The organism is Winogradskyella arenosi (assembly GCF_003337305.1).
GTDB lineage: Bacteria > Bacteroidota > Bacteroidia > Flavobacteriales > Flavobacteriaceae > Winogradskyella > Winogradskyella arenosi.
Map to the genome: position 1 here is coordinate 241,231 of NZ_QPJO01000005.1, position 23,367 is coordinate 264,597.

General features: G+C 36.8%; 15 protein-coding genes and 1 tRNA gene. 1 reads left to right on the forward strand and 15 read right to left on the reverse strand.

Going from position 1 to position 23,367, the window contains the following annotated elements:
* Window positions 1-11: 11 nt before the first annotated feature.
* Together DFQ08_RS14300 and DFQ08_RS14305 are read right to left on the reverse strand one after the other, a co-directional pair.
* Window positions 12-1,334, reverse strand: a complete 1,323-nt coding sequence (locus DFQ08_RS14300) for an outer membrane protein transport protein (RefSeq protein WP_114310720.1) — start codon at window positions 1,332-1,334, stop codon at window positions 12-14.
* Window positions 1,334-2,062 carry a type III pantothenate kinase gene (locus DFQ08_RS14305; RefSeq protein WP_114310721.1) on the reverse strand — a complete coding sequence of 243 codons (729 nt, stop codon included), beginning with the start codon at window positions 2,060-2,062 and terminating at the stop codon, window positions 1,334-1,336. Before DFQ08_RS14305 ends, DFQ08_RS14300 begins: the two co-directional genes overlap by 1 nt.
* 103 nt (window positions 2,063-2,165) lie before the next feature.
* Between DFQ08_RS14305 and DFQ08_RS14310 the strand changes: the two genes are divergently transcribed.
* Window positions 2,166-2,241: transfer RNA gene (locus DFQ08_RS14310), tRNA-Phe, on the forward strand.
* A 434-nt stretch (window positions 2,242-2,675) separates the two neighbouring features.
* Here DFQ08_RS14310 and DFQ08_RS14315 read toward each other — a convergent pair.
* From DFQ08_RS14315 to DFQ08_RS14375, 13 genes are all read right to left on the reverse strand, one after another.
* Window positions 2,676-4,052, reverse strand: coding sequence for a sugar porter family MFS transporter (locus tag DFQ08_RS14315; RefSeq protein WP_114310722.1), 1,377 nt, complete (start codon window positions 4,050-4,052; stop codon window positions 2,676-2,678).
* Between the two features lie 46 nt (window positions 4,053-4,098).
* Entirely contained in the window at window positions 4,099-4,923 is an 825-nt protein-coding gene (locus tag DFQ08_RS14320) for an endonuclease/exonuclease/phosphatase family protein (protein WP_114310802.1), read from the reverse strand.
* 10 nt (window positions 4,924-4,933) lie between these two features.
* The gene (locus tag DFQ08_RS14325) at window positions 4,934-6,781 is read right to left on the reverse strand and encodes a family 43 glycosylhydrolase (protein ID WP_220235590.1); all 1,848 of its coding nucleotides are present in this window, start codon (window positions 6,779-6,781) and stop codon (window positions 4,934-4,936) included.
* Window positions 6,778-7,116: a sulfatase/phosphatase domain-containing protein gene (locus DFQ08_RS14330; protein ID WP_114310723.1), complete on the reverse strand. Its 339-nt coding sequence runs from the start codon at window positions 7,114-7,116 to the stop codon at window positions 6,778-6,780. The genes DFQ08_RS14325 and DFQ08_RS14330 overlap by 4 nt, the downstream gene beginning before the upstream one ends.
* Before the next feature lie 2 nt (window positions 7,117-7,118).
* Window positions 7,119-8,006, reverse strand: coding sequence for an alpha/beta hydrolase (locus tag DFQ08_RS14335; protein WP_114310724.1), 888 nt, complete (start codon window positions 8,004-8,006; stop codon window positions 7,119-7,121).
* 40 nt (window positions 8,007-8,046) lie between these two features.
* A complete protein-coding gene (locus tag DFQ08_RS14340) occupies window positions 8,047-8,571 on the reverse strand; it encodes a sugar-binding domain-containing protein (RefSeq protein WP_114310725.1) in 525 nt (174 codons plus the stop codon).
* Between the two features lie 97 nt (window positions 8,572-8,668).
* Window positions 8,669-11,011 (reverse strand): beta-glucosidase BglX, encoded by a 2,343-nt coding sequence (bglX, locus tag DFQ08_RS14345; RefSeq protein ID WP_114310726.1) that lies wholly within the window; start codon window positions 11,009-11,011, stop codon window positions 8,669-8,671.
* Between the two features lie 2 nt (window positions 11,012-11,013).
* Window positions 11,014-11,817, reverse strand: a complete 804-nt coding sequence (locus DFQ08_RS14350; RefSeq protein WP_114310727.1) for a carboxylesterase family protein — start codon at window positions 11,815-11,817, stop codon at window positions 11,014-11,016.
* A gap of 18 nt (window positions 11,818-11,835) precedes the next feature.
* Window positions 11,836-13,197, reverse strand: coding sequence for a glucoamylase family protein (locus DFQ08_RS14355; protein ID WP_114310728.1), 1,362 nt, complete (start codon window positions 13,195-13,197; stop codon window positions 11,836-11,838).
* A gap of 265 nt (window positions 13,198-13,462) precedes the next feature.
* Window positions 13,463-15,175, reverse strand: coding sequence for a LamG-like jellyroll fold domain-containing protein (locus DFQ08_RS14360; RefSeq protein ID WP_114310729.1), 1,713 nt, complete (start codon window positions 15,173-15,175; stop codon window positions 13,463-13,465).
* An 11-nt stretch (window positions 15,176-15,186) separates the two neighbouring features.
* Complete coding sequence (locus tag DFQ08_RS14365; protein WP_114310730.1) at window positions 15,187-16,722, reverse strand: RagB/SusD family nutrient uptake outer membrane protein; 1,536 nt, start codon at window positions 16,720-16,722, stop codon at window positions 15,187-15,189.
* Between the two features lie 12 nt (window positions 16,723-16,734).
* A complete protein-coding gene (locus tag DFQ08_RS14370; protein ID WP_114310731.1) occupies window positions 16,735-19,767 on the reverse strand; it encodes a SusC/RagA family TonB-linked outer membrane protein in 3,033 nt (1,010 codons plus the stop codon).
* A gap of 249 nt (window positions 19,768-20,016) precedes the next feature.
* Window positions 20,017-22,827 carry a helix-turn-helix and ligand-binding sensor domain-containing protein gene (locus DFQ08_RS14375; protein WP_114310732.1) on the reverse strand — a complete coding sequence of 937 codons (2,811 nt, stop codon included), beginning with the start codon at window positions 22,825-22,827 and terminating at the stop codon, window positions 20,017-20,019.
* Window positions 22,828-23,367 lie beyond the last annotated feature (540 nt).

Consider the following 23,367-nt stretch of genomic DNA (forward strand, 5'->3'; position numbering starts at 1 on the left):
AATATTATTTGTTAATTATATTTTCTCTGTTCGAACCAACGAGCATTCAAAGATAAGCTTAGATTAAAGTTTACAAAATTCTCTTTGATTAAATTTTGATTCGTTGTTCCACGTTGCCCAAATTCTACACCTAAATTAGCATTAGAAAACAAGTTTCGGTTCCCAACTGGTAAACCTAGACCAAAAGATATGCCAAACTCTTTAATGGATTCATCTTTTATGACTAAACCTGTTTTAGCCATATTAAAACCTGCTCTATACACGACACGTTTAAAATATCCGGAAAATGTATTATAGTTTGGGATATAAAATCCACCAACGGCGATTTTTGAAGCATCTTCAAAAGATGTATTTTGATTAGAGAACACCGGGTTTGAAAACTTACTTGTGTTTTGAAACGTATATTCTGCCCCTACAAACCAAGACTTCGGATTTCCGATACCAGTACCAAAGGTTAAGGTTGACGGCAAGTCTAATTCCGTTTTATCTAAACCTTGAGCTTCAAGATCTGCATCAATAGTGGAAGATACTCCAGTAATATCATAAGTCTCCCCATCTATAGTTACCGTGGAGAACGAACGTACATTTCTTGAGGTCAATTGACTCTCTGGCGCATACGTTGCCGTAGCCGACCATTCTAATTCTTCCGTAATATAAGTTTTATAAGCTACCCCGAAGTTTAGATTTAATCCACTTAAATCTGAGCGGTTAAATTCGCTAGTTTGGTATTGCACCACGCTACCGTCTGGCTCATAAGCCACCTCTAAACCTGTATTTTGAATGTTTCCGAAATTGTAACTAAAATCGACACCAACACTTAATTTTTCATTGACTTGGTAACCGAGTCCTGCAAAAACTTTGTTAACACCACCTTCCCCTTCAAAACGATTAACAAAGACCTCATCATTATTATAATCATCTAATTTATAACCTACAGAAGTAAATGGCATTAATCCGAAGCCAAAACCAAATTTACCTATTGGCATTGAAATGGCTATATAATCGAAAATTGCGGTATTCGCATCATCTTCTGCCGTATTGCTTTTTAAAGTAGAATTGGTCATGGTTCCTGCTACCGTAAACTTTACCGGCCTGCTTTCACCATTAAACGGCATAGATTTCACACTATTTCCGGCATAAGCCGCAGGATTTCTTAAATTAACATGAATACTGTCTAGGTAAACTCCCATACCTCCCATGCTTCGGTTTTCCACCGTACCTTTAGCCATCAAGCTTCCAATACCGTAAAATGAATAGGGAGAACCTGTTCCTTGTTGTGCAAAAGCTGCAGAACTTATAATTGTAATACAGATTACAATGAATCGTTTTATCATTATTTTGAATTATATTCTAGAATGTAATTCAAACCCTCTAGTAGAAAATTTGAATTCGCAAATATGGTATTTTTTAATTGGTTTGACAAAAATTTGCTATCTCCTCCTGTTAAAATAACTGTTAAATCTCTGTATTCGTAGATATAATCTTCTAATACACCGTCAATTTCTTTAGTTACGCCGTGAATCACCCCTGAGTGTATAGCCGATTCTGTAGAGTCTCCAATTAATTTATCAGGCTGCCTTGTTTCTAATAACGGAAGATTTGCTGTTAAATTATTTAAGGCCTTATAACGCAACCGAATTCCTGGTGAAATGGCGCCTCCGAGATAATGTTTGTCTTGGGTTACAAAATCGTAAGTAATACAGGTTCCGGCATCAATAACCAACACATTTTTATTAGGAAACTGATCTACCGCTGCAGCCACCAAAGCCATACGATCTACACCCAAGGTTTTAGGGGTTTGATATTTGTTTATAAAAGGAAAGTTTAAATCTGAATTTAAAACCAACAGCTCTAAATCTTCTGCGACACGATCAACCTGCACTTTAGATAAATGCCCTACTGAAGAGATTATCGCTTTTTCTAATTTTGGGTAGGCGGTTTTGAGTTTTTGGTATTCTTCTGGAAAGCTTTCTAAGGTAAAACTCGATTTATGTAATAAATTTTCAAAATTAAATATTGCGCACTTTACGTACGTATTCCCCACATCTACAACAAGATTCATAGTCTTTTTATATTTCCACAAAAATATAAAATCAAATTTTATTAAAATTGCTTTGGAGATATTAAAAAAGCGCTTATATTTGCACCCGCTTAGCAAAGCAATTGGTGCCTTAGCTCAGTTGGTAGAGCAAAGGACTGAAAATCCTTGTGTCCCTGGTTCGATTCCTGGAGGCACCACCACCAAAACCCGATTCAGATGAATCGGGTTTTTTGGTTTTATACTATTGCCTAATTATTTCTGTTATAACCTATTTAGGGGTTAAGCACGGTTTAGACAAGTATAAACGTGTTTTTTTAACTCGCTAACCGTTGTGCATAAACGTTAGATAATCATCTTTATACAAAATTATCTTAGACACCCATACACTATCCATACATCATCTATATACCATCTATACTGGCGCTATACTTTACTAGACTTTATAAAACTGACATTATATTGACCTAAGCCACTCAAGCTACTTTAATTTAATAACCTTATCGCCTTTTTACATTACTTATAAGTGTCCTGGTATAATCTTATGTCCTACAACAATTTAACCATTTCCAGTACAAACAAAAAAATCAAGACGTTTCCACCTTGATTTTTAAATATGAGTCTTAAAATTTAAGTCTTATTTCCAGAATTCTTCAATTTCCTCTAAAGATTTCCCTTTAGTTTCAGGGATAAACTTATAGGTCACAAAAACAATAACTAAAATAAAGACGATAAAAATGTAATACGGCAATGAGCCGTTCCATGGCGCACTGGTATTCATTTCACTTCCCATAACCACCGGAAAAGACTGTGATACCATATAATTTGCTGCCCATTGTGCCGCAACCGCTACAGACATAGCTACACTTCTTATCTTATTAGGGAACATCTCTGCCAACAACACCCAAACAACAGGCCCCATTGATAATGCAAACGATGCAATAAACATTAACACACCAATCAAAGACAACACCCCAACATTACCTTGCTGTAAGGTTACACTTAACAATAAGAAGCCTACTATCATCCCAACAGATCCGATATACAATAAGGGCTTTCTACCAAATTTATCTACCGTAAACATCGCCACAAATGTGAATACTAAATTTACGAATGCTAAAAGTATTTGTTGCTGCAATACATCTTCTTTTCCAAAGCCTAAAGCTTTTTCAAAAATATCAGCACCGTAATACAATACCGCATTAATACCTGTAAATTGCTGCAACATTGACAACACAGTACCAATGGCAATGATAGCTAATATGCCTTTTGAGAAATAACTCACTTTAACACCATCATTAGTCTTGTTTAAAGACTCTTTAATGTTGTGCAGCTCCTTATTAGCCACTTCATTTCCATTAATCTGTTGTAACACGGCTAATGCCGCTTTTTCTTTTCCTTTTAAAGCCAACCAACGTGGACTTTTAGGCACGATAAACAACAAGATTAAAAACAGAATACTTGGAATTAATTCTGACCAAAACATTCTTCGCCATCCGAAATCAATATTTTCTTCTACACTTAGATCACTTCCTATAAAATATGTTGCTAGGAAAACTACAAAGAAACCAATAACAATAGCTAATTGGTAATAAGTAACCATACGCCCTCTAATATCTGAAGGGGCAATTTCTGCGATATACATCGGAGCATTCATAGAAGCCACACCAATACCTAGCCCTCCAATAATTCTAAACACCACCAACATACTCACCGTTTGTGGTAAAAAGTCTGGAAGCCCCGAACCATATGCTGAGACCGTAAAAAAGATAGCCGATATAATTAAAGACCACTTTCTTCCTATTTTTATACTTAAAGGTCCTGCGACGATAGCCCCGACAAAACAGCCCAAAAGTGCACTACCAACAACCCAACCTTTTAAGGCATCACTGAGATTAAAATATTCTGTAAGATAAAATTGTGCACCGTTGATGACACCTGTATCATAACCAAAAAGCAAACCACCTAAAGCGGAAACCGCTGCGATTAGCAATAAAAAAACACCTTTTTTCATTTTATATATGTATTTAATAATATTTAAGAGACTTAATTAATTTCTGTTACTTGAGCCGCAATGTAATTAAAATTGGCAAATGATCTGACGGATATTGCAAGTTCCAATTATCACTGAGTGCGGCGTATTTTGGCACTTCCACTTCTTTTGAAACAAACACAAAATCTATACGTCTGGTTACAGGCTTATTGAAATGAAAACCATTAAAAGTTCCCTCCGGACCAAAGCTTAGTTTTGCTATTTGTTTTGAATCGTTTAGATCTTCCATGATACGATGAATACTCGGATGATCTGGCTCCATATTAAAATCCCCCGTTAATACGACCGGTACATCTTCTATATTGAAAGCTTTAATTTTTTCAAGAATTAAGACCGCACTATTGGTCCGTGCTAATTCCCCCACATGATCAAAATGAGTATTAAACAACCAAAAGGTTTTTGCTGAAGCTTTATCTTTTAGTAAAGCATAGGTACAAATCCTATGGCATACCGCATCCCATCCTCTAGAAACTTCATCTGGAGTTTCGGATAGCCAAAACGTTCCTGACTTTAAGATTTCAAACTTCTGTGTTTTATAAAACAGGGCAGAATACTCGCCTGCATCTGCACCATCATCGCGTCCTACGCCCACATAACTATAGTCTACCAAAAGACTATCCATGGCTTTCATTTGATTAGGCATGGCTTCCTGAACCCCAATAATATCGGGTTCATAAAATTTAAGTTGCTTTATAAAAAACGGTTTTCTATTAGCCCAGCTATTCACCCCATCTTTAGGATAATCTAGCTTTATATTATAGCTCATCACAGAAATATCTTGAGCGAAGGCAAAGCTAGAGAGCCCCATAAAACAAATTAATAAATACTTCATTATTCTAAACTTATTCAACATAAACAACTGAACTCTTTTCTGAAATGCCATTTTCATTAAACGCTTCAATTGTAAAATAATATGGCGTATCGCGATCTAAACAACGCATTAAATGTGTGGTGGTATCATAAACCTGCCAAGACTGATAAAGCTTATCTTCAGCGATACCCCATCTTATATTATAGCCTTGAGCCCCTTCTACAGCGTTCCATGTAAAGGCGGCGTCTCTACGATCTGCTTGGCGTTCCACCTCAAAACCAGCTACTGCTGATGGCTTGGCTTCTAAACCTAAACCAAACACTCTAAACTCTGACATGGCAAAGTTAGCACCAGGTACTTTTACATTATGATAACGCACATATCTCGCTTTTACCGCTTCCTCTAAAACAATATAGGCGTTAGGGGTATCTTTTTCACTTGTGCTGCGATCTACAACGGTTGTCCAATTATTACCATCTTCTGAAGTTTCAATTGTAAATTGATGTTTTAAACCTTCAGTACGTGTATATATACCCGATTCATGATCGTGAAAATTTAATTGAAAGGCATGGATATATCCAGGCTTTAACATTTCAACAGTGATTGTTTGCTTATCATCATTGGCTTCTGCCACCCAAAATGTCTTTGGATCTTCGTCTGTTAAAACTTTAGAGATGATACGACCTTGTGCATCTTTTTCTAAGGGTAATTCTGTAACCTCAACGGCATCGTCATCTGAAGTAAACTTTTTAACCTGCATTAATGAAGAGGCTACTGTTACCTCAGCTTTATACGATAATAACATCCAACCATTATGTTGCCCTGCCTTGGTAGGATGATTAGCACCAAAACGTGGATAATCGCCATAAGCGGTATTGCTATACATTAGTCCATCTTCGTCAAAATAAGTGGGAAACATGCACAAACGGCGTTCCCATTGCGCATTTGAGGCTAAAGCCATCGTCGCAAAATGCCAGTACTGCCCGTTGGTTTGCTTTACCGTAATTCCATGTCCGGCTCCATTGGTAAATCCACCGGGTTTAAAACTCATCGGGTTATTTTTCATATATTCAAAAGGCCCTAATGGTGTTTCTCCAACATATACTCCATCGGCATAAACATTAAATTGTGTTCCTGGAGCGGCGTATTGTAAATAATATTTTCCGTTGTGCTTGGTCATAGAAGCCCCTTCCATATACCCTTCTTTAAGTGTAGGATGAAAGTTATTTTCCCCAAAGCGTTCCCATCCATGCTCTTCTTCAACAAGATTGAACAATTCTTTACGCACCCCTGTTTCTAAAAAGCGATCGTCTTTATTGAGCATCTTTACATGAAGTGGATGCACATTAGAAGACCCCCAATACAAGTAGGTTTTTCCATCATCGTCTATAAACAATTCCGAGTCTTGAATGTTATTTGTAATGGAAGCCGTTGGGTTCCACTTTCCACTTTTAGGATCGTCGGTATAAAGAATACTACCATAGCCTGCAGGGTTACCCGCAAAATAAACTAAGGAATCTTTATAATTAAAGGCGGTTGGGGCGTTACTCCCTTCAAAAAACCATTGTTTCGGCTTAATGAAATCCCAATTTACCAAATCGGTAGAATGCCAGTATCCAAAAGAGCGGGTGACAAACATGTAATATTCCCCTTTAAATTCTATCACTGCAGGATCTGCCCCAGAACGGTACGATTGGTTACTGCTAGAATTATACACCATATAGGTATAATCTATATCTAACGGGTTAATATAGGTTTGAAAACCCTCCTTTACCATGGCCTTTTCCGTGGAACTCACAGGTGGCGTTTCCGTTTTATCCGTTTCATTTTGGCAAGAAAAAAACAAGCCTATTGTACAGAAAAAAAGTAGTTTTTTCATCGTTTATAATTTAGTGTCTTAGCGGTTAATGGGTTGTAAGAGGTCCCTATATGCCCTCGTAATCGTTCAAATTGTTTAAAAGCACGTTGCACTTTTACTTTCGGTTCGCGTTCAAATTCCTGATTACCAACTTTATATCGATCTTGAAGTGCTTTAAGTTGTACGCGTAATTGTGCTTCTATTGTATCGTAGTTTGGATTTTCAATTTGATTCTGAAGTTCTTCAGGATCGGCTTCTAAGTCATACAACTCCCAAATATCTATATCACCATAATTTTGCTGACAAGACTGAAGCGCCAATAAAAGGACGATGGCTATTACTAGAGATTTTTTCATCCTTATTTTTCTTTAATGATTTTAGTCTGAATGACCTCATTATGAATTACGGTTTGATTAAAAAACTCAAATATCTGATCTAAATCTTTATTAGCAGGGATTCTCGCTATCTCATGACCAGCTCCTTTTACCATATGAAAATAAAAAGCCGTTTCTAAGGCTTGTAGTTTGGCTGCGATGACTTTAGATCCATCAAGCTTCAAATATCCAGCTTGCTGCGGAAGACATAAGCGATGCGATTCGTTTGCGAAAGGCACATAATTATCTTCCGTGCCGTGATATAAAACCGCAGGAATGGCATTATGTTTTGAAATGTAACTAGCATTAAGCACGGCTCCCGCACAGGCAAATACTCCGGCAAATTTCACATTGGCATATGCCGCTTTATCCTTTATAAAATAATCCCTAAGAAATACCGCGTTAAGACTACCTTCTGCCCCAGCACTACTTCCTCCAGCAATTATTTTTGTGGTATCAATTTGTAAGTTTTCAGCTTGAGCTATAAGATATTTTGCAGCATCTAAATAATCAATAGTAGCTTGCTTAAAGGTTTCTATCTTCTCATCCTTGGTACAATCGCAACCAAATCCGGTAGCTTTATTTTTTCGCAACAAACGGTAATCGATAGATACCCCGATATAATTTTGTGCTTTCGCCACATACGACACCAATTTTTGATCATCCGGATAAGCTCTATGACTCCCAGAAAATCCACCGCCATGCATCCATAGCAAAACGGGTAATTTTTCATCTTTTCCTATCCCTTTTGGTGTAAATACATCCATTTTTAAGGTGTCTTTCCCTTTTATGGCATAGGTATAAGTGGTCATTGTTTGCGCCGAAAGCCCCAAACTCAATAAGAAAATACATAAACTGCTGATTGATTTCATTTAATCTAGTTTTTCAATTAATAACCCATTTAAAACGGTTTTATTTTAAACTGATATGTTGTTTGGGTAAACTTATAAATTCTACATCACGGTAAATTCCGCCGTAAAACGTAAAATCGGCATCAAGTGGTGGAATATCTTCGTTATGGGAATTGTCTACAGTAACCTCAATACGGTTATAAGCATCGTAGTTTAAGTAAGTCGTAATATCAAAATTAAAGGCTGTATAGCCTCCATGGTGCGTTCCGACCTCCTTTCCATTAATATAGACAACCGCTGATTGGTTAAACTCATTAAATTTTAAATACTGAATGTGCTCTTGAGATTCCGAAGCTATAAACAGTGTTTTTTGGTAGTAGCCTAAACCCCTACGGTAGCCCGGCTCATCATCAAAAGCATCTGTAGCATTCCAGCTATGCGGAATATTTACGGTTTCCCAAGTTGTTTTATCACTAGAATACTGCCAACCCGAATTAATCATTTTCGTCTGAGCCTTGAGAAAACAAGTAAAAGCCACATACAGCAATAAGACTAGGGATTTGTACTTAAAACATATATGTGGCATAGGGTAGCTATTAATCTAACGGATACTTGTAATGTGTAACACACCTTAAATAACCTGCACTCTATAGCAGGTTATTTAAGGTTGCATTACAACACTGTTATTTTGTTAATTGAAATGTTTTCATCATCTCTGTATCAGAATCAGTCCCTACAAAAACCTGAAATTCTCCTGGTTCAGCAACAAAATCTAATGCTGAATTATAGAATTTTAAATCTTCTACAGTTAGGGTAAAGTTAACGGTTTTAGTTTCGCCTTTTTTAATGGCTACTTTCTCAAAACCTTTTAATTCTTTTACGGGTCTGGTAACGGAACCAACAAGATCTCTAACATAAAGTTGTACCACTTCTTTACCATCATAATCCCCGGTATTGGTAACATCTACAGAAACCTCAACCGTTCCATTATTATCGATACGTGTTGTATTTAAGTTGAAATTAGAATACTCAAAAGTGGTGTAACTTAGACCATATCCGAAAGGATATAAAGGCTCGTTACGCACATCAATGTAGTTACTTTTAAATTTCTCAAAGCGACCTTCATCATTCCCTAAAGGACGACCTGTATTTTTGTGATTGTAGAAAATTGGCACTTGTCCAACATTTCGTGGGAAGGTTGCTGTTAATTTTCCAGAAGGGTTTACCGCTCCAAATAACACATCTGAAATGGCTCTTCCTGCTTCACTTCCCGGGAACCACACATTAAGAATAGCAGGCACATTATCATTCTCTTCAACTAACACCAAAGGACGTCCCGTGAACAGCACTAACACCACTGGTTTTCCCGTTTTAAGCAAAGCATTTAATAAATCTTTTTGCACTTGAGGAATGCCTAAATCGGTTCTACTACTGCTCTCTCCGCTGAATTCTGCTGACTCTCCAAGGGTCGCTACAATAACATCAGATTTTGAAGCCACTTGAAGCGCTTCATCTAATAATTGTTTATCGGTACGGCCGTCTCTAGGAATTGACTTCCCGAACATTGTAGCGCGTCGTTCTAATTCTAAATCGTAATCTACATTACTTCCTTTAGCGTATAATAAAGTAGCTTTATCACCGATAACTTCCGTTAAACCATCAAAAACAGAATTAGATTTTTCTTGATCTGTAGCCACACTCCAAGTCCCCGCCATATTATTAGCAGCCTTAGCCAATGGACCTATTAAACCAATAGTTCCTGACTTCTTAATCGGTAATAATTGAGCTTCATTTTTAAGCAATACCATAGATTCCGCTGCAACTTTACGCGCAAAGGTTCTATTTTCTGGGGTAAAAATTTCAGTATTTGCTCTCTTTATATCACAATATTTATAAGGGTCATCAAATAAACCCAATTGAAATTTAGCTGTTAACATACGTCTTACAGCCGTATCAATATCGTCCATTGAAATTTTTCCATTCTCATAAGAGGTTTTCAGTGTTTTTGCGAAAGCAGCTGGAATAGAAGGCGAATCGCCAGCCATATCCATATCTACACCCGCTTTTAAAGCTTGCTCTGAAACTTCAAATTTATCACCTACACCATGAGGGATCATTTCATAAATTCCTGTATAATCGGTAACCACAAAACCATTGAATCCCCAATCGTCTCTTAAAAGATCTGTTAACAACCATTTGTTTCCTGTTGCTGGCACACCATCAATTTCATTAAATGAGGCCATCACAGATCCAACACCAGCATCTATCGCTGCTTTGTAAGGTTCTAAATACTCATTATACATTCTTATTTTACTCATGTCTACCGTATTATAATCACGCCCTGCTTCTGCAGCACCATATAATGCAAAATGTTTTACACAAGCCATTAGCGTATTATTGGCACTAAGATCATCTTGCTGATAACCTCTCACCATTGCTTCAGCAATACGGCTTCCTAAAAATGGATCTTCACCATTTCCTTCAGAAACACGTCCCCATCTAGCATCTCTAGAAATATCTACCATTGGAGAAAAGGTCCAGTTTACCCCATCTGCACTAGCCTCTGTAGCCGCAACACGAGCCGTTTGTTCTATCATCTCCATATCCCATGAACTAGAAAGTCCTAATGGAATTGGAAAGGTTGTTTTATAACCATGAATAACGTCCATCCCAAAAATTAATGGAATTCCTAAGCGACTTTTTTCAACCGCAATTTTCTGAACTTCATAAATTTTCTCTACTGTTTTAATATTAAATAAGCCTCCAACTTTACCCTCTTCAATACGCTTACCAACATCAGAACCTTTAGCCGCACCTGTGGTAATATCTCCTGAAGTAGGAAGGTTTAATTGTCCAATTTTTTCATCAATAGTCATTAATTCTAAAATAGAATCTACTTTTGATGCATACGGGTTCTCAGTCTGTGATTGCGCCGTCTTAGCCGTATCTGTATTAGAATTACAGCTTGCCAATGTCATTGCCATAACAGCAATTGCGATAGTTTGTACGTTAATTAATTTCTTCATTATTATATTTTAGTATTTGAAAAAAGCCATGTTAATAATTCTGGTTCTGCAAAAGCAGGGTCCCAACTGTTGTGGTTTGCAAAATCATAAAGCGTAAGTTTAGGAAAACCACCTGCATTTATAATTGCTGAAGCCATTGCTAAGGATAGCTTAGGATCTACAACATCATCTTTAGCCCCGTGAAAAATCCAAAGTGGTATATGCTGAGCAAAAGCGGTTACCGATTCTGGATCACCACCACCACAAATTGGAATGGCGGCTGCGAACATTTTAGGATGACGGTAAATCAACTCAAAAGTTCCCATACCTCCCATGGATAAGCCCATAGCATACACCTGGTCGGTTTTGATATAAGGCTGAGCCAACATTTGGGTCATTAAATCGATAACGGAAGCCATTGCTTTAGTAGGCGCTTCCTTATATTTATAATTAAATGTGATTGGTTTTGTGGAACGATCCGCTTCTAGTTTTGCCCAATAATCATCTTTAGGACATTGTGGAAAAATGACCATCGCTGGAAATGAATCTCTCACTGTTTTCTTTAAAAACAAACCACTACCATGCAGCAATTGGCTCTCGTTATCCGATCCGCGTTCACCTGCACCATGAAGCACGACAATTAGGGGATAAGCTTTAGAGGCATCAAAATTTTTAGGCAACAGTTTTCTGTACTTTAAAGTATCACCATGAGCAATATGCTGTTCATAAGAGAATAGTGCTTTTGGTGCTTCCTTTTCTTGAGCATGAGCTGTTGTTGCACTAGAAATCACGATACTTAAAAATGAGATTAAAAATAAATATTTCATAAGCCTATAAATGTTGGATTAAAATGAAAATCCAAGATTGGTTAAACCATTCTGAACGTCTTCATTTTGCATAAAATAATTCCACAATAATCCTGTTCTATAATTCTCAATCATGATAATTTCTGGGCCTTGATCTATAGCTAAATACCGTTCTGTTACCCAATTGTTATAATGTGGACTAAAGGCATCATAAAATCCAGCAGGACCTAATAAGGTGTTCTTCTTACTATAGAAATAATGCAAGGCTGCTAATGATTTTTCTGGTGTATAGGGCATAGAACTTATGGCAGCTGTTGGAGAAATTACTCCTAAATCATTATCAGGATTATGCGCTGAATATCCTGTAGAACCGTCCGCATTACGACTGTAACTTGCGGTAAGTCCCCAACAATCCTCACCGTAATCAGCATAATTATTTGGGTTATTCACACAATGTTGATAATTGATATTACTGTGATTAACATTTAGCTCCCAGTAGTTGGCATACTGATCTGATAAATTTGTAGGATCTAGACCCAAATAGGAATAATGAGCCCAAAATAATGGACCACTACCTGAACCCGCATGATCTAAGACTAAAGGAATACCATACTGACTTGACCCGGTAACAATTGCTCCATTACTCGCCCATCCTTCATGATACACCTCTGGAGTAATACTATAATCTGGAGAAGCTGCACCTAGAATAAAAGCAATTAAAGTTTCGTTATAGCCTTTTAATTCGAGGTCCATAGCAAAGCCGTGATTAGGACTCCAATGCCAATACAAGGCATTTTCATTTTGAGTATACCAATTCCACTCTACACCTTTCCATAATGCATCTGCTTGACTCGCTAAAGCCATCTCGTCCTCAGATCCATTTTTAAAATACTCTTTAACACAGATAAGGCCTTGTGCTAAAAGTGCCGTTTCTACTAAATCACCTCCATTATCTTGATCACTAAATGGAATAACGTTACCGTTGTTACCATCTATCCAATGTGGCCAAGCCCCATGGAAACGATCGGCATTTTCAAAGAAATTTAATATTTGATTGAGACGTTCATAGCCTTCGCTTCGAGAAATAAAACCTCTTTCTATCCCTACAAGAATAGCCATAAGTCCGAAACCACTTCCACCAGTGGTCACTACATTTTGACTATCTGACGGCGCATCCATATGGTAACGCTCTCTTGCGGCACCCGAATTAGATTCCGCATAATCCCAAAAATATTTAAATGTAGACTCTTGGGTAAGATCCATTAATTCATCATCCGTTAAAGTTTCAACTATCGGATCATCATCACCATTAGGATCGTAAGGTTCTTGATAGCCAGGACCATCATCGGAACCACAATTAAAACAGAACAAGGCGATTATTAATAAATTAAACACTTTCATATTTTTTAATCGTTAATTATATTTTTAGCGTCACCCTATTGCGATGAGCTAATTTATGTTGAATAAACCCTGTATAAAAATCCACTTATCACCTTCAGAACAAGACATAATTTAGGCTGCTCTGATACTTTTATGCACAGCGGAATCTATAGCCCAAAGTATTGGGATATAGCGGCATAATTAGGGATTCTAAGCATGCCGCCAATAAAATATAGGGGTAATTAGTCGGGATTATTCAATTCAATCTTTTCTAACTTTTAGCGTCTTAAAGCATCTCTGCAATCTCTGACGGCGATAAGGCTTTATTAAACAACCTTAACTCATCAATACCACTTAAATCTGATAAGTGCCCCCAGTAACTGAAGGTCTCCCCACCAGCTCCAATTGTAATCTCTGTACAACCCGTCCAGTCTATACTAGAGCCTAATGCAGATGAAAGTTGCTCTACACCGTTAAAGTAAATTTTACTTTCTGTAGCCGAAACTGTTAGAGCCACATGAACCCATTCGCCGGCAGTAACATCAATAACACCACCGTCATTCCAGCTTTCTGCATCACCAGTCCCAACATTCACTTTTATACGTTGCTCCGTTTCACTCCCTTCTCTGAATAATCTGAAACCTTGATTTCTATTTTCAGGGATATCATTTCCTACAACTAAAATTCCTGAACGATCCGGCGTTCCATCAACTTTATACCAAAAGGTTGCACTAAAAGCATCAGCACCAAACAAGCCATCTATAGGAAATGTAAGGTAAGAATCTGCCGCACCCATAAACGCATTTCCTCCTTCGTAACCTTCACCTAAAAAGGTTGTAGCCCCTACCATAGTTGGTTCATCTAAGCTTACAAATTCAGTATTAAACCCATCAAAAGGCATGTAAAACGTTTCACCATCATAGGTTGGCTCATAAGGATTAGTGACGTTAATCATATTCTGAATTTCGTCTTGCGTTAATGTGGTATCAAACAAACGCAATTCATCCATAATACTGTTGTCCGATTCGTGCCCCCAATAGCTAAAGGTTTCACCTCCTGCACCAATGGTTAAATCCGCAGTTCCTGTCCAATCAATAGCACCACCAAGTTCTGCTGTATACACAGGTAAACCATTAAGGTAAATGATCGTTTCTGTTGATGAAATTGTAAATGCTACATGTACCCACTCGTCAGCAGTGACATCTATAACACCACCATCATTCCAACTTTCAGCATCTCCAGTACCAACATTTAATTTAATACGTTGCTCTGTTGCACTCCCTTCTCTAAATAACCTTAAACCTTGATTTCTGTTTTCAGGAATATCATTTCCGATAGTTAAAATCCCTGATCTATCTGGATCTCCGTTCACTTTGTACCAGAACGAACCACTCATATTACTTCCAAACATACCTTCCACTGGGAATGTGATGTAAGAATCTTGAGTTGCACGGTAAGCGTTTGTTCCTGCAAAATACTCACCTGCAAAAGTTGGAGTACCAACCTCTGAAGCCTCTGTTATAGATAGAAGTTCTGTATAACTACCATCGAAAGGCATATAAAAAACCTCACCTGCAAATAGTGCTTCATAAGGAGGGGCTTTAGAAAAGTTAACCGTACTGATGGTTGCATTTCCGGCTAAATCATTACCGGTTACCGTTAATACGTGATTGCCACTAGAAAGGCTATTATAAGTAAAGGTTTCGTTAACCACTCTATAATCTAAAAACGTATCGAAGGTTGCAATGTCTACACCGTCTAAGTTAAGCACCACTGAACTTACTTCGATATCATCTTCTACTTCAAATTTAATCTCAATAGGCACTATCAGCTCTAGACCTGTGATTACCGTTCCTTCTGTAGGATAGTTAATGGTGACTACAGGTGCTCCTGCATCTGGTCCTGGATCTACGTCTGTAATTGGATCAATACCATCGTAGCATGATGCCATGCTTAGCATTACAACCAATCCTAATATGTATTTATATATGTTTTTCATGTTCTAGGTTTTTATTGGTTAAGTGGTAATAAATCTAACTGTGCTTGTGGGTAAGGTAAAAGCTTATCATCAGCTGTAAATGTTCGTCCTTCATAACTTAATTCATCAAACTTATTTAAACGAATCATATCAAAGTAACGTACCCCCCATTCCATAGCAAGTTCAGCAAATTTTTCATCCATAACATCATCAGTAGTTACTCCTGTTAATGCTGGCATTCCCACTCTTGCTCTTACTTCGTTTACAGCATCGTCAGCAGAGCCTGCTGAACCACTTGCGCCTTGCGTTAAGGCTTCTGCATACATTAATAAGATTTCTGCGTATCTGATAACTAAAAGGTTTTTACCAGAACCATATCTTGTTCTACCAGGCGTTAAATCTACAGATGGTAAATAATGTTTTCCACTGGCAAACATCGCTCTAGCGTAATCGTTAAAGATGTCACCATCTTCAGTTACATTAGAGATAAAGCTTGGTAAGGTTGCATAAGCCGGATCTGAAGTGATTTCATCAATACCACGAGGTGTGAAATTAACACTTGTAGTTAATCGTGTAGTTTCCCCTCTATCAATCATGAATTTAATAAACTTTAAACTTGGCTCATAGAAGCCCCAACCTCCAGAAGCACCTTCTACAACTGGTGTCCAATTTGATGGTCCGAATGGTCCGTACTCATGAGCGTTCTCAGTACCAGATTCTGTACCGTAATCTGAGAACTGGAGTTCAAATAAATTTTCATTACTACGCTCGCCTTCTTTTTTAAATAAATGGTAGTAATCTGGATACAGGTTGAACTTATTAGAATTGATAATTTCTCCTGTAACATCGGCTACAGCTTGGTAATTTTCTAATTCTAATTGCGCTAATGCTTTAATTGCCAAAGCGGTATACTTAGTAACCCCACCAGAAACATCTTGTCTTTCGTTTGGTCTAGCATCTGGCAAGAAAGGAATGGCTTCATCCATTAGATCTGAGATGTATTGCATGACTTCTGCTTTGGTTTTTACCCCATTATCTAACTCTTCTGTAATATTAGACGTTTCAATAATAAAGATATCTCCCCAAAGTCTAGACATTTGAAAATGTGTAAACCCACTTAATACTTTACATTCTGCCATATATTGGTCTGCACGTTCTATATCTTCATCTTCAACAGCAAAATCTTTGTACGACTGTATGGTTTCGCGAGAGCTTACAATTCTTACGATATCACCATAGAAATTCTCCCAAATTTGGTTGTACATCCAAAACCCGTTATCGTAATTAAAAAGGTCTGTATCTGCAAACTGCGGTTGATCTCCAAGCCCTCCTGCATTTACATCATCACCTCTAACACCAATTAATAATGGATCTTCCCATCCTCTTGAATACACTGCTGAATAGGACCCGATAAGTGGTAAAATCATATCCTCAGAAATGGTAAAATCTAGATCATCTGCTGCGAGCTGACCATCATTTTCTTCTAATTTATCTGCACATGAAAAAACGACCATACAGATTGCTAGCGTAAGCGCTAACGGTTTTATTATTTGATTTATATTTTTCATAATAGCTTTTTTTTAAATTTTAATATTCACACCAAAAGTATATACTGCAGGAACAGGATAGGTCTGACGATCTACACCATTACTAACTTCAGGATCGAATCCGTTGTAACTAAAAACCGTGATAGGACGCTCTGCCGTACATGTAAATCTTACTTCTGGCATATTTTCACCCAAAGCTTTTGCAGGAAGTGTATAGGCTAACTGAATATTTTGAACTCTAAAGTACGAACCATCTTCTACAAAGAAGCTGCTCATTTTCTGATTCCAAGCTTTTCTTCTTCCTTCTGAGGATGGGAAAGAATTACTTGTCCCTTCACCATGCCATCTATTAATTGCAAAATCAGCATCAATATTAGTGTCATTAGTAAAGATCACCTCACCTCTTTTACGATTTAAGATTTTATTTCCAGTCTGACCAGAAACTGCAACAGAGACTTCAAAGTTTTTATAAGACACATTGAAGTTACCACCATAACTAAAGGTTGGTAAATAAGAACCTAATACCACACGGTCATCAGCATCAATAACACCATCGTTATTTTGATCTTTATAAATTAGATCTCCAGGAATTAATTGGTTATTATTTTGATTTGCTTCGTACTGTGCAGTTGGATCTGCTGCTACTTGCGCATCATTTTGGTAAACACCAGCAACTTCCCAACCATAAAAAGCATTTACAGGCTCGCCTACAATAAGACGTTGACGGAACTCAGCACTCCCTGTATCTACATAACCTTGTTCGCTATCTATTTTAGTGACTTCATTTTTAAGAGTTGCAATGTTACCTCCAATAGAGAAACTCCAATCGTCATTAATATGCTGTGTCCATGCGGCTGCAACTTCTAAACCTTGGTTACGCATTTCTCCAATATTAGTATCAACAACTTCAGCAGTAATAGGCGTTACCTTAGGTAATACTAAATCTTTAGTATCACGAATGTAATAGTCAACTTCTAAAGTCAATCTATTATTAAAGAGACGTGAGCTAATACCAAAGTTTGTTTCTTCTAAAATCTCACGTTTTAAGTTTTGAAACGTATTGGTTGTTAAAATACCGTTCATTTGTGTATCTCCAATATCTGCCGTTGTCTGAGATACGGTTCTTGTACCGGCACTACCGCCTAAGAATCCATTGGCTAACTGCCCCCAACTTCCTCTTAATTTTAAGAAGTCTATAGTATTGCTATCCTTTAAAAAGTTTTCTTCAGAAAGCACCCATCCTAATCCAACAGCTGGTGTTGTTACCCATATTTCTCGAGGGAATCTTCCGTCTCCTTCATGCCTTAAGGTGGCATTAAATAAATATTTATCTTTATAACTGTATTCTACTCTACCAAAGTAAGCAATAGAATATTGACGGTCTCCCGATTCAAAAACTTGCTCATTAAACGTTGTTGGATCGGCAAAATTTAAATACCAAGAGCTCTCTAAGCCAATACCTTGAATTTCATTACCTGTCGCTGAAAACGCATTATCCTGATAGTCTCTGTAAGAAGATCCGGCTAAAACGGTTAGGTTATGATCTCCAAAAGTATCTGTATACGTTAAAGTGTTATCCCAAATTTGCTTTGAGTATTTTAACTCAGCTCTTCGTATACCAGATTGTGCACGTTGCGATTGCCCAGAAATAAAATACGGTAAATACACATTACGTTCCGATATCGTAGAATAATCATGACTGTAAGATGTTTTAAACTTTAATTTATCTGGAATTAAGCTATAGTCTAAAAACATACTTGTTAAAACCTTTCTGATTTTAAGCTGATTATTATTATAAGTCATTGAAGGGAATGGGTTTTGAGACCCACGGTAACCTAATAAGGTAGCATCTGAAAACGGTGTTGATGTCGCAGCCGTATTGGTATAATCATATACTGGTAAGATTGGCACTGCTGAATACGCTTGAAACCAAGCTCCATTTTCAGGATTGTATTGCGTAGCATTACTAAAAATAGCATTAGTACCAAGCGTTAAACGCTCTGATAATTCAATATTTATATTAGATTGAATGTTAAAACGCTCATACTCATTTTTCATATCTAAAATTCCTTCTTGCGAAAAGTAGTTAGCATTTACACTATAAGTCGTTTTTTCTGACCCCCCTGTAACACCTATAGCATGACTAGAAATTGGAGCTACACGCAGAATCTCCTTATACCAATCTGTATTTACATCTGGCACATTAGGATTTACACGACTTCTCCCAAAACGTTGCATAGCATTGTTTACAAAATCGATATCAGCTTGAGAATTGGATTCGTAAGCCATCGTAACAAACTGCTCTGCATTGGCCATTTTAAGTACATTTTGAGCATTCTGATACCCGGTGTAGCCATTATAAGTAAATACAGGCTTCTGCTCGGTTCTACCATTTTTAGTTTCAATGATAATAACACCGTTAACCCCCGCTTGTCCAAAAATTGAAATTGAAGACGCATCCTTTAACACTGAAATCGTTTCAATTTGATTGGTATCCAAGAAATCAATGGTATCATAAAACATACCATCAACCACGTAAAGTGGTGTATCTCCACCTTTATAAGAATTGGCTCCCCTAATTCGCACTGTTGGAGATCCCCCAGGTGTACCGCTACTTACCACCTGTACACCAGCCACTTTACCTTGAATAGATTGCATAACATTACTACTCGGTGTTTTAGCAACATCTTCAGATTTTACAGTAGAAATGGCTCCGGTTAAATCGGCTTTTTTCTGAGTTCCATACCCAACAACAACGACTTCATTAAGCGATGCAATATCATCCTTTAAGATGACATTGATTTGAGATTCACTGGTTACGGTGATGACCTGCGGCGTAAATCCGACATAGCTAAACTCAATTTGGTCCCCGACTTCAGCTTTAATGGTATAGTTTCCATCAAAATCTGTAGTGGTTCCTCTACTTGTTCCTTTAATTATGACACTTGTCCCTGGTAAGGGCATTCCATCACTCTCACTTGTTACAGTTCCATTAATTTCTTTCTGTTGTGCAAAAGAACAGATCGAAAAAAACAACATCAACAATAGACTAATTTTTGTTTTCATATAGATTGTTTAATATTAAATAATAGAGTTAGTTTATTTAATTACGAAGTTAAAATCTAATGTTAAACCTTGTTAACATCTATTTACATTTTAAATACGCCATACATCGGCAATACAGGGTACATCGCACCACAAAACCAGCTATGACGTACTATAAAGCTATAAAAAAAACGTTGTAGTAGGGTTATATTCTCCTAAATGACGTAGTAATGACGTAGTGATGTGTCATCATAATAAGAATTATTACATCTAATTTTTGATATTTAATAAATAATCCACCAAAGAAATGTCATTTTCCAAATCTAACTTCTTTTTCAATCGGTATCTATGGGTTTCCACACCTCTGACCGAGATATTCATTAGCGGAGCGATTTCTTTAGAGGAAAGATTCATTTTGATGTAGGCACAAATCTTCAAATCTTTCGGAGTAAGGACCGAATGTTTAGCCTTAAGGGTTTCAAAAAATTCATCATGTACCTGACTAAAATTATTCTCAAAAACTTCCCATTCGTCTTTAAGAACTATAGAATTATCGAGCTTTTTTACCAACTTTTTATACGAATAATAATTACTGAAACTATCCTTATTTGCCATCAATTCCTTTTTGATATCTTGAAGGGTTTCATTTTTCTTCACCAAGGCCATGGCATTATTAGCTAATTGTTTACTCTTAAGTTTTATTTCATTCTGTAAAGAGTCGTTTTTTAATTGTACAATTCGCTTTTCATTTTCTAAAGTTTGCTCACGAAGCATTTCTTGTTGCGCTTTTTGGTACTTCTCCCTTATAAGTCGTTGCTCTTTGGCCATTTTTTTATGGTGAAGAGTATAAAATAAAACCACTGTTAATAGCACTAAAACAAAATAGACCACATAACCCCAAGTATCCTTGTACCATGGTGGTAAAACTTCTAAATTTAAAACTTGTACCTCGGAAACGTTCCCCGCATTATCGCCAGTTCTAAAAAACAAGGTATAGTCTCCATCTAATAAATTATCGAACTCTACTTTTGGCCCCTCCACTTTATACCAGTCCGCATTTTTCGGTAGCACTTTAGATTCTGATATATGATATTCAAAATAATGATTTTTTGATTTAGACGATGACAGCACCACACTAATACTTTCCTTAAACTTAAAATCTATTGGTGCTTTATCTAAATCCTGAATCGCTACAGGAACTTCGTTAATGCTGATGCTTTCAATTTTAGGTTTATACAATTCTACACGTGCGGTGGCTTTAGAATTAATAATCATAAAGCCGTTATCCAAGTTCAATGCGTAAATAGAGTCCGATAGCACAGAAACATTTTCATAACCTATGATATAGCTATTCTTTAGAAAACTATCATTGAGCACAAATTCTTTTTGGCTGTTATCTAAAGATTTAAATTTTATAAAGCCTGCTTTATTTTTTAAGGCAAACAAATCGGCATTATCATCAGAAATAATATAACTCTCTTTTCCTAAGACATCATTTAATAAGGTATAAGGTACAATGGAATCTAAGACAGGTTCATACTTCTGCCATCCCCCATTGGTCGATTTAAAGCTAATATTGTTCTTTATATTATAGACACGAACATTATAAGGTGAACTAATTCCCTTAGCTTCATAGCTTAAGACCGACTCAATGCTCTTATAATCTTCAGAAAATTTAATTTTAGACACTCCTTTTATGGCATGAGCCACCCAAGCGGTGGTTGGATTTTCAAACACTAGAAATCGCGCCGGGATTGCTGTTTTTCCCAAATGCTGGGCCTTCCAAACCCCATTCTTTTTTTCAAACTTTACCAATCCAGAGTAGGTCCCTTGAATATAGGTCCCTTGGCGCTCCGGAACTTTCTTAATTGTCCAACCCCCAGTATAGTTCGATATTAAAGTGAGTTGATCATTTTTAACAATAAACGTTCCTTCGTTATGACCACAGAACAAATCGCCTTCAACAATTTCCAAATCCCAAACCTGCCCTTGAGACCCTTCAATAAATTGCAATGTTCCATCGTCTTTTAAACGAAATAATCCTGTATTCGTTCCTACATAAATATGCCCCTTATAAGGTAACACATCGTAAACCGCGCCGAGCTTTCCAGAAACATCGTTAAAAAAGTAATTAGAACTATGCAGTTCTACATTTGCAATACCATTATCTAAACCCAGCCACAGATTATCGGTATCATCTAAACATTGCCCTAAAACCGTATTATTAAACAGTCCATTTTCCTTACTAATATGAAACTTTTTACGCCCTTGATGGTCGGTGAGAAACAATCCATCTTTAATAGTCCCAAAAACCATATCCCCATTTTTAAGGACCGAAAACTCATTTAGCTGGTGCTGTTTAATCGCTTTATTAATTTCAAAATCGGTAGGTTTAAGTTGGTCCTCCTCTAAGAAATAACTTCCTTTTAAAGAGGTAACCAGGAGCAGTTTCCCTTCATAAGCATCGATAGAAACGATTTTGGTATCTTTTAAGAGGTCATCAAAAAAGAAAGGTTCCAAACGCATATCCTTTAACACAAAAACACCCTCATTTAAGGTACTTACCAACATTTTATCATCAACAACACTACAAGAAATAATAACCGATCGCGACTTAAGCTGTGTTACGGTTTTAAAATCATAGACATAGACGTTTAAGAACGATCTAAAAATAATTTTATCCTTATACTTTACAATTCCCCAAATCTCTTCATTAGGTGCAATTTGATCGGCCACCAAAGCACTTAAAGAATGGTATTTTAGTTGTGCAAATTCATCACGTTCCCAATACCCAAAAGCTTCATAAGACCCCGTGTACACTCTATCCTTAGTTGCTAAAACAGAACGTACAATAGTTTTATTGGGTAACGGATAAAATTTCCAAACCAAAGCATCATACTCTAGCAAACCACTATTGTTAGCTACATACACTTTACCATCAGGAGCTCTGGAGATATCCCAGTTTTGGTTTCCCGCTTTATATTCGGCCAAGGTGTAATTATGGATACTAGGCGCAAATTGCCCAAAGCATTTAAATGAAACTATAATTAAAAGTAATGTGAATGAAAGAAACTTATTCATAAGCTTAAAATACCTAATTAGGGTCACAGGATTAAAAAAATTGAAGTCGATAGACACGCTAAAAAATGCCCAAAGAGACGTAAATCTAACCTTCGTTATTCACAAAGATAAAACATTAGGAAGACTGCTAATTTAAAATCCACTTCAATTCTTCGCGTCGCATATTTTACGGGCCATCTCCGGAAATTTGTCCTCTAAATATTTTGCAGAACAGATTTAAATTCCAATATTTGACAAGTACAATGAACAGACAATTCTTAAATAGCATTATTATTATTCGCATCGAAATTATTCTTCGACGCCATGGGATGCTATAATATAAAATTAAATAACACTATATCGTAAGCCTTCCACTCTTTTGGAAGGCTTTTTTTTATGCAAAAAATTAAAGCTTTTGAACATCATAATTAAAACCTATTAAATAACTGATTTACAACAATTTAAGACAAACCCGCAAACATTGAATTTAGATGAACAATTGCAATCTTATTATCAAAACCATACATAACAAGTAATTTAGATTCATTAAATCAATTTTGC

Bases quoted from the DNA above. Each gene is read 5' to 3' on its own strand.
- DFQ08_RS14300 (WP_114310720.1), bottom strand. From the start codon at position 1,334: ATGATAAAACGATTCATTGTAATCTGTATTACAATTATAAGTTCTGCA.
- DFQ08_RS14305 (WP_114310721.1), bottom strand. From the start codon at position 2,062: ATGAATCTTGTTGTAGATGTGGGGAATACGTACGTAAAGTGCGCAATA.
- DFQ08_RS14315 (WP_114310722.1), bottom strand. From the start codon at position 4,052: ATGAAAAAAGGTGTTTTTTTATTGCTAATCGCAGCGGTTTCCGCTTTA.
- DFQ08_RS14320 (WP_114310802.1), bottom strand. From the start codon at position 4,923: ATGAAGTATTTATTAATTTGTTTTATGGGGCTCTCTAGCTTTGCCTTC.
- DFQ08_RS14325 (WP_220235590.1), bottom strand. From the start codon at position 6,781: ATGAAAAAACTACTTTTTTTCTGTACAATAGGCTTGTTTTTTTCTTGC.
- DFQ08_RS14330 (WP_114310723.1), bottom strand. From the start codon at position 7,116: ATGAAAAAATCTCTAGTAATAGCCATCGTCCTTTTATTGGCGCTTCAG.
- DFQ08_RS14335 (WP_114310724.1), bottom strand. From the start codon at position 8,006: ATGAAATCAATCAGCAGTTTATGTATTTTCTTATTGAGTTTGGGGCTT.
- DFQ08_RS14340 (WP_114310725.1), bottom strand. From the start codon at position 8,571: ATGCCACATATATGTTTTAAGTACAAATCCCTAGTCTTATTGCTGTAT.
- bglX (WP_114310726.1), bottom strand. From the start codon at position 11,011: ATGAAGAAATTAATTAACGTACAAACTATCGCAATTGCTGTTATGGCA.
- DFQ08_RS14350 (WP_114310727.1), bottom strand. From the start codon at position 11,817: ATGAAATATTTATTTTTAATCTCATTTTTAAGTATCGTGATTTCTAGT.
- DFQ08_RS14355 (WP_114310728.1), bottom strand. From the start codon at position 13,197: ATGAAAGTGTTTAATTTATTAATAATCGCCTTGTTCTGTTTTAATTGT.
- DFQ08_RS14360 (WP_114310729.1), bottom strand. From the start codon at position 15,175: ATGAAAAACATATATAAATACATATTAGGATTGGTTGTAATGCTAAGC.
- DFQ08_RS14365 (WP_114310730.1), bottom strand. From the start codon at position 16,722: ATGAAAAATATAAATCAAATAATAAAACCGTTAGCGCTTACGCTAGCA.
- DFQ08_RS14370 (WP_114310731.1), bottom strand. From the start codon at position 19,767: ATGAAAACAAAAATTAGTCTATTGTTGATGTTGTTTTTTTCGATCTGT.
- DFQ08_RS14375 (WP_114310732.1), bottom strand. From the start codon at position 22,827: ATGAATAAGTTTCTTTCATTCACATTACTTTTAATTATAGTTTCATTT.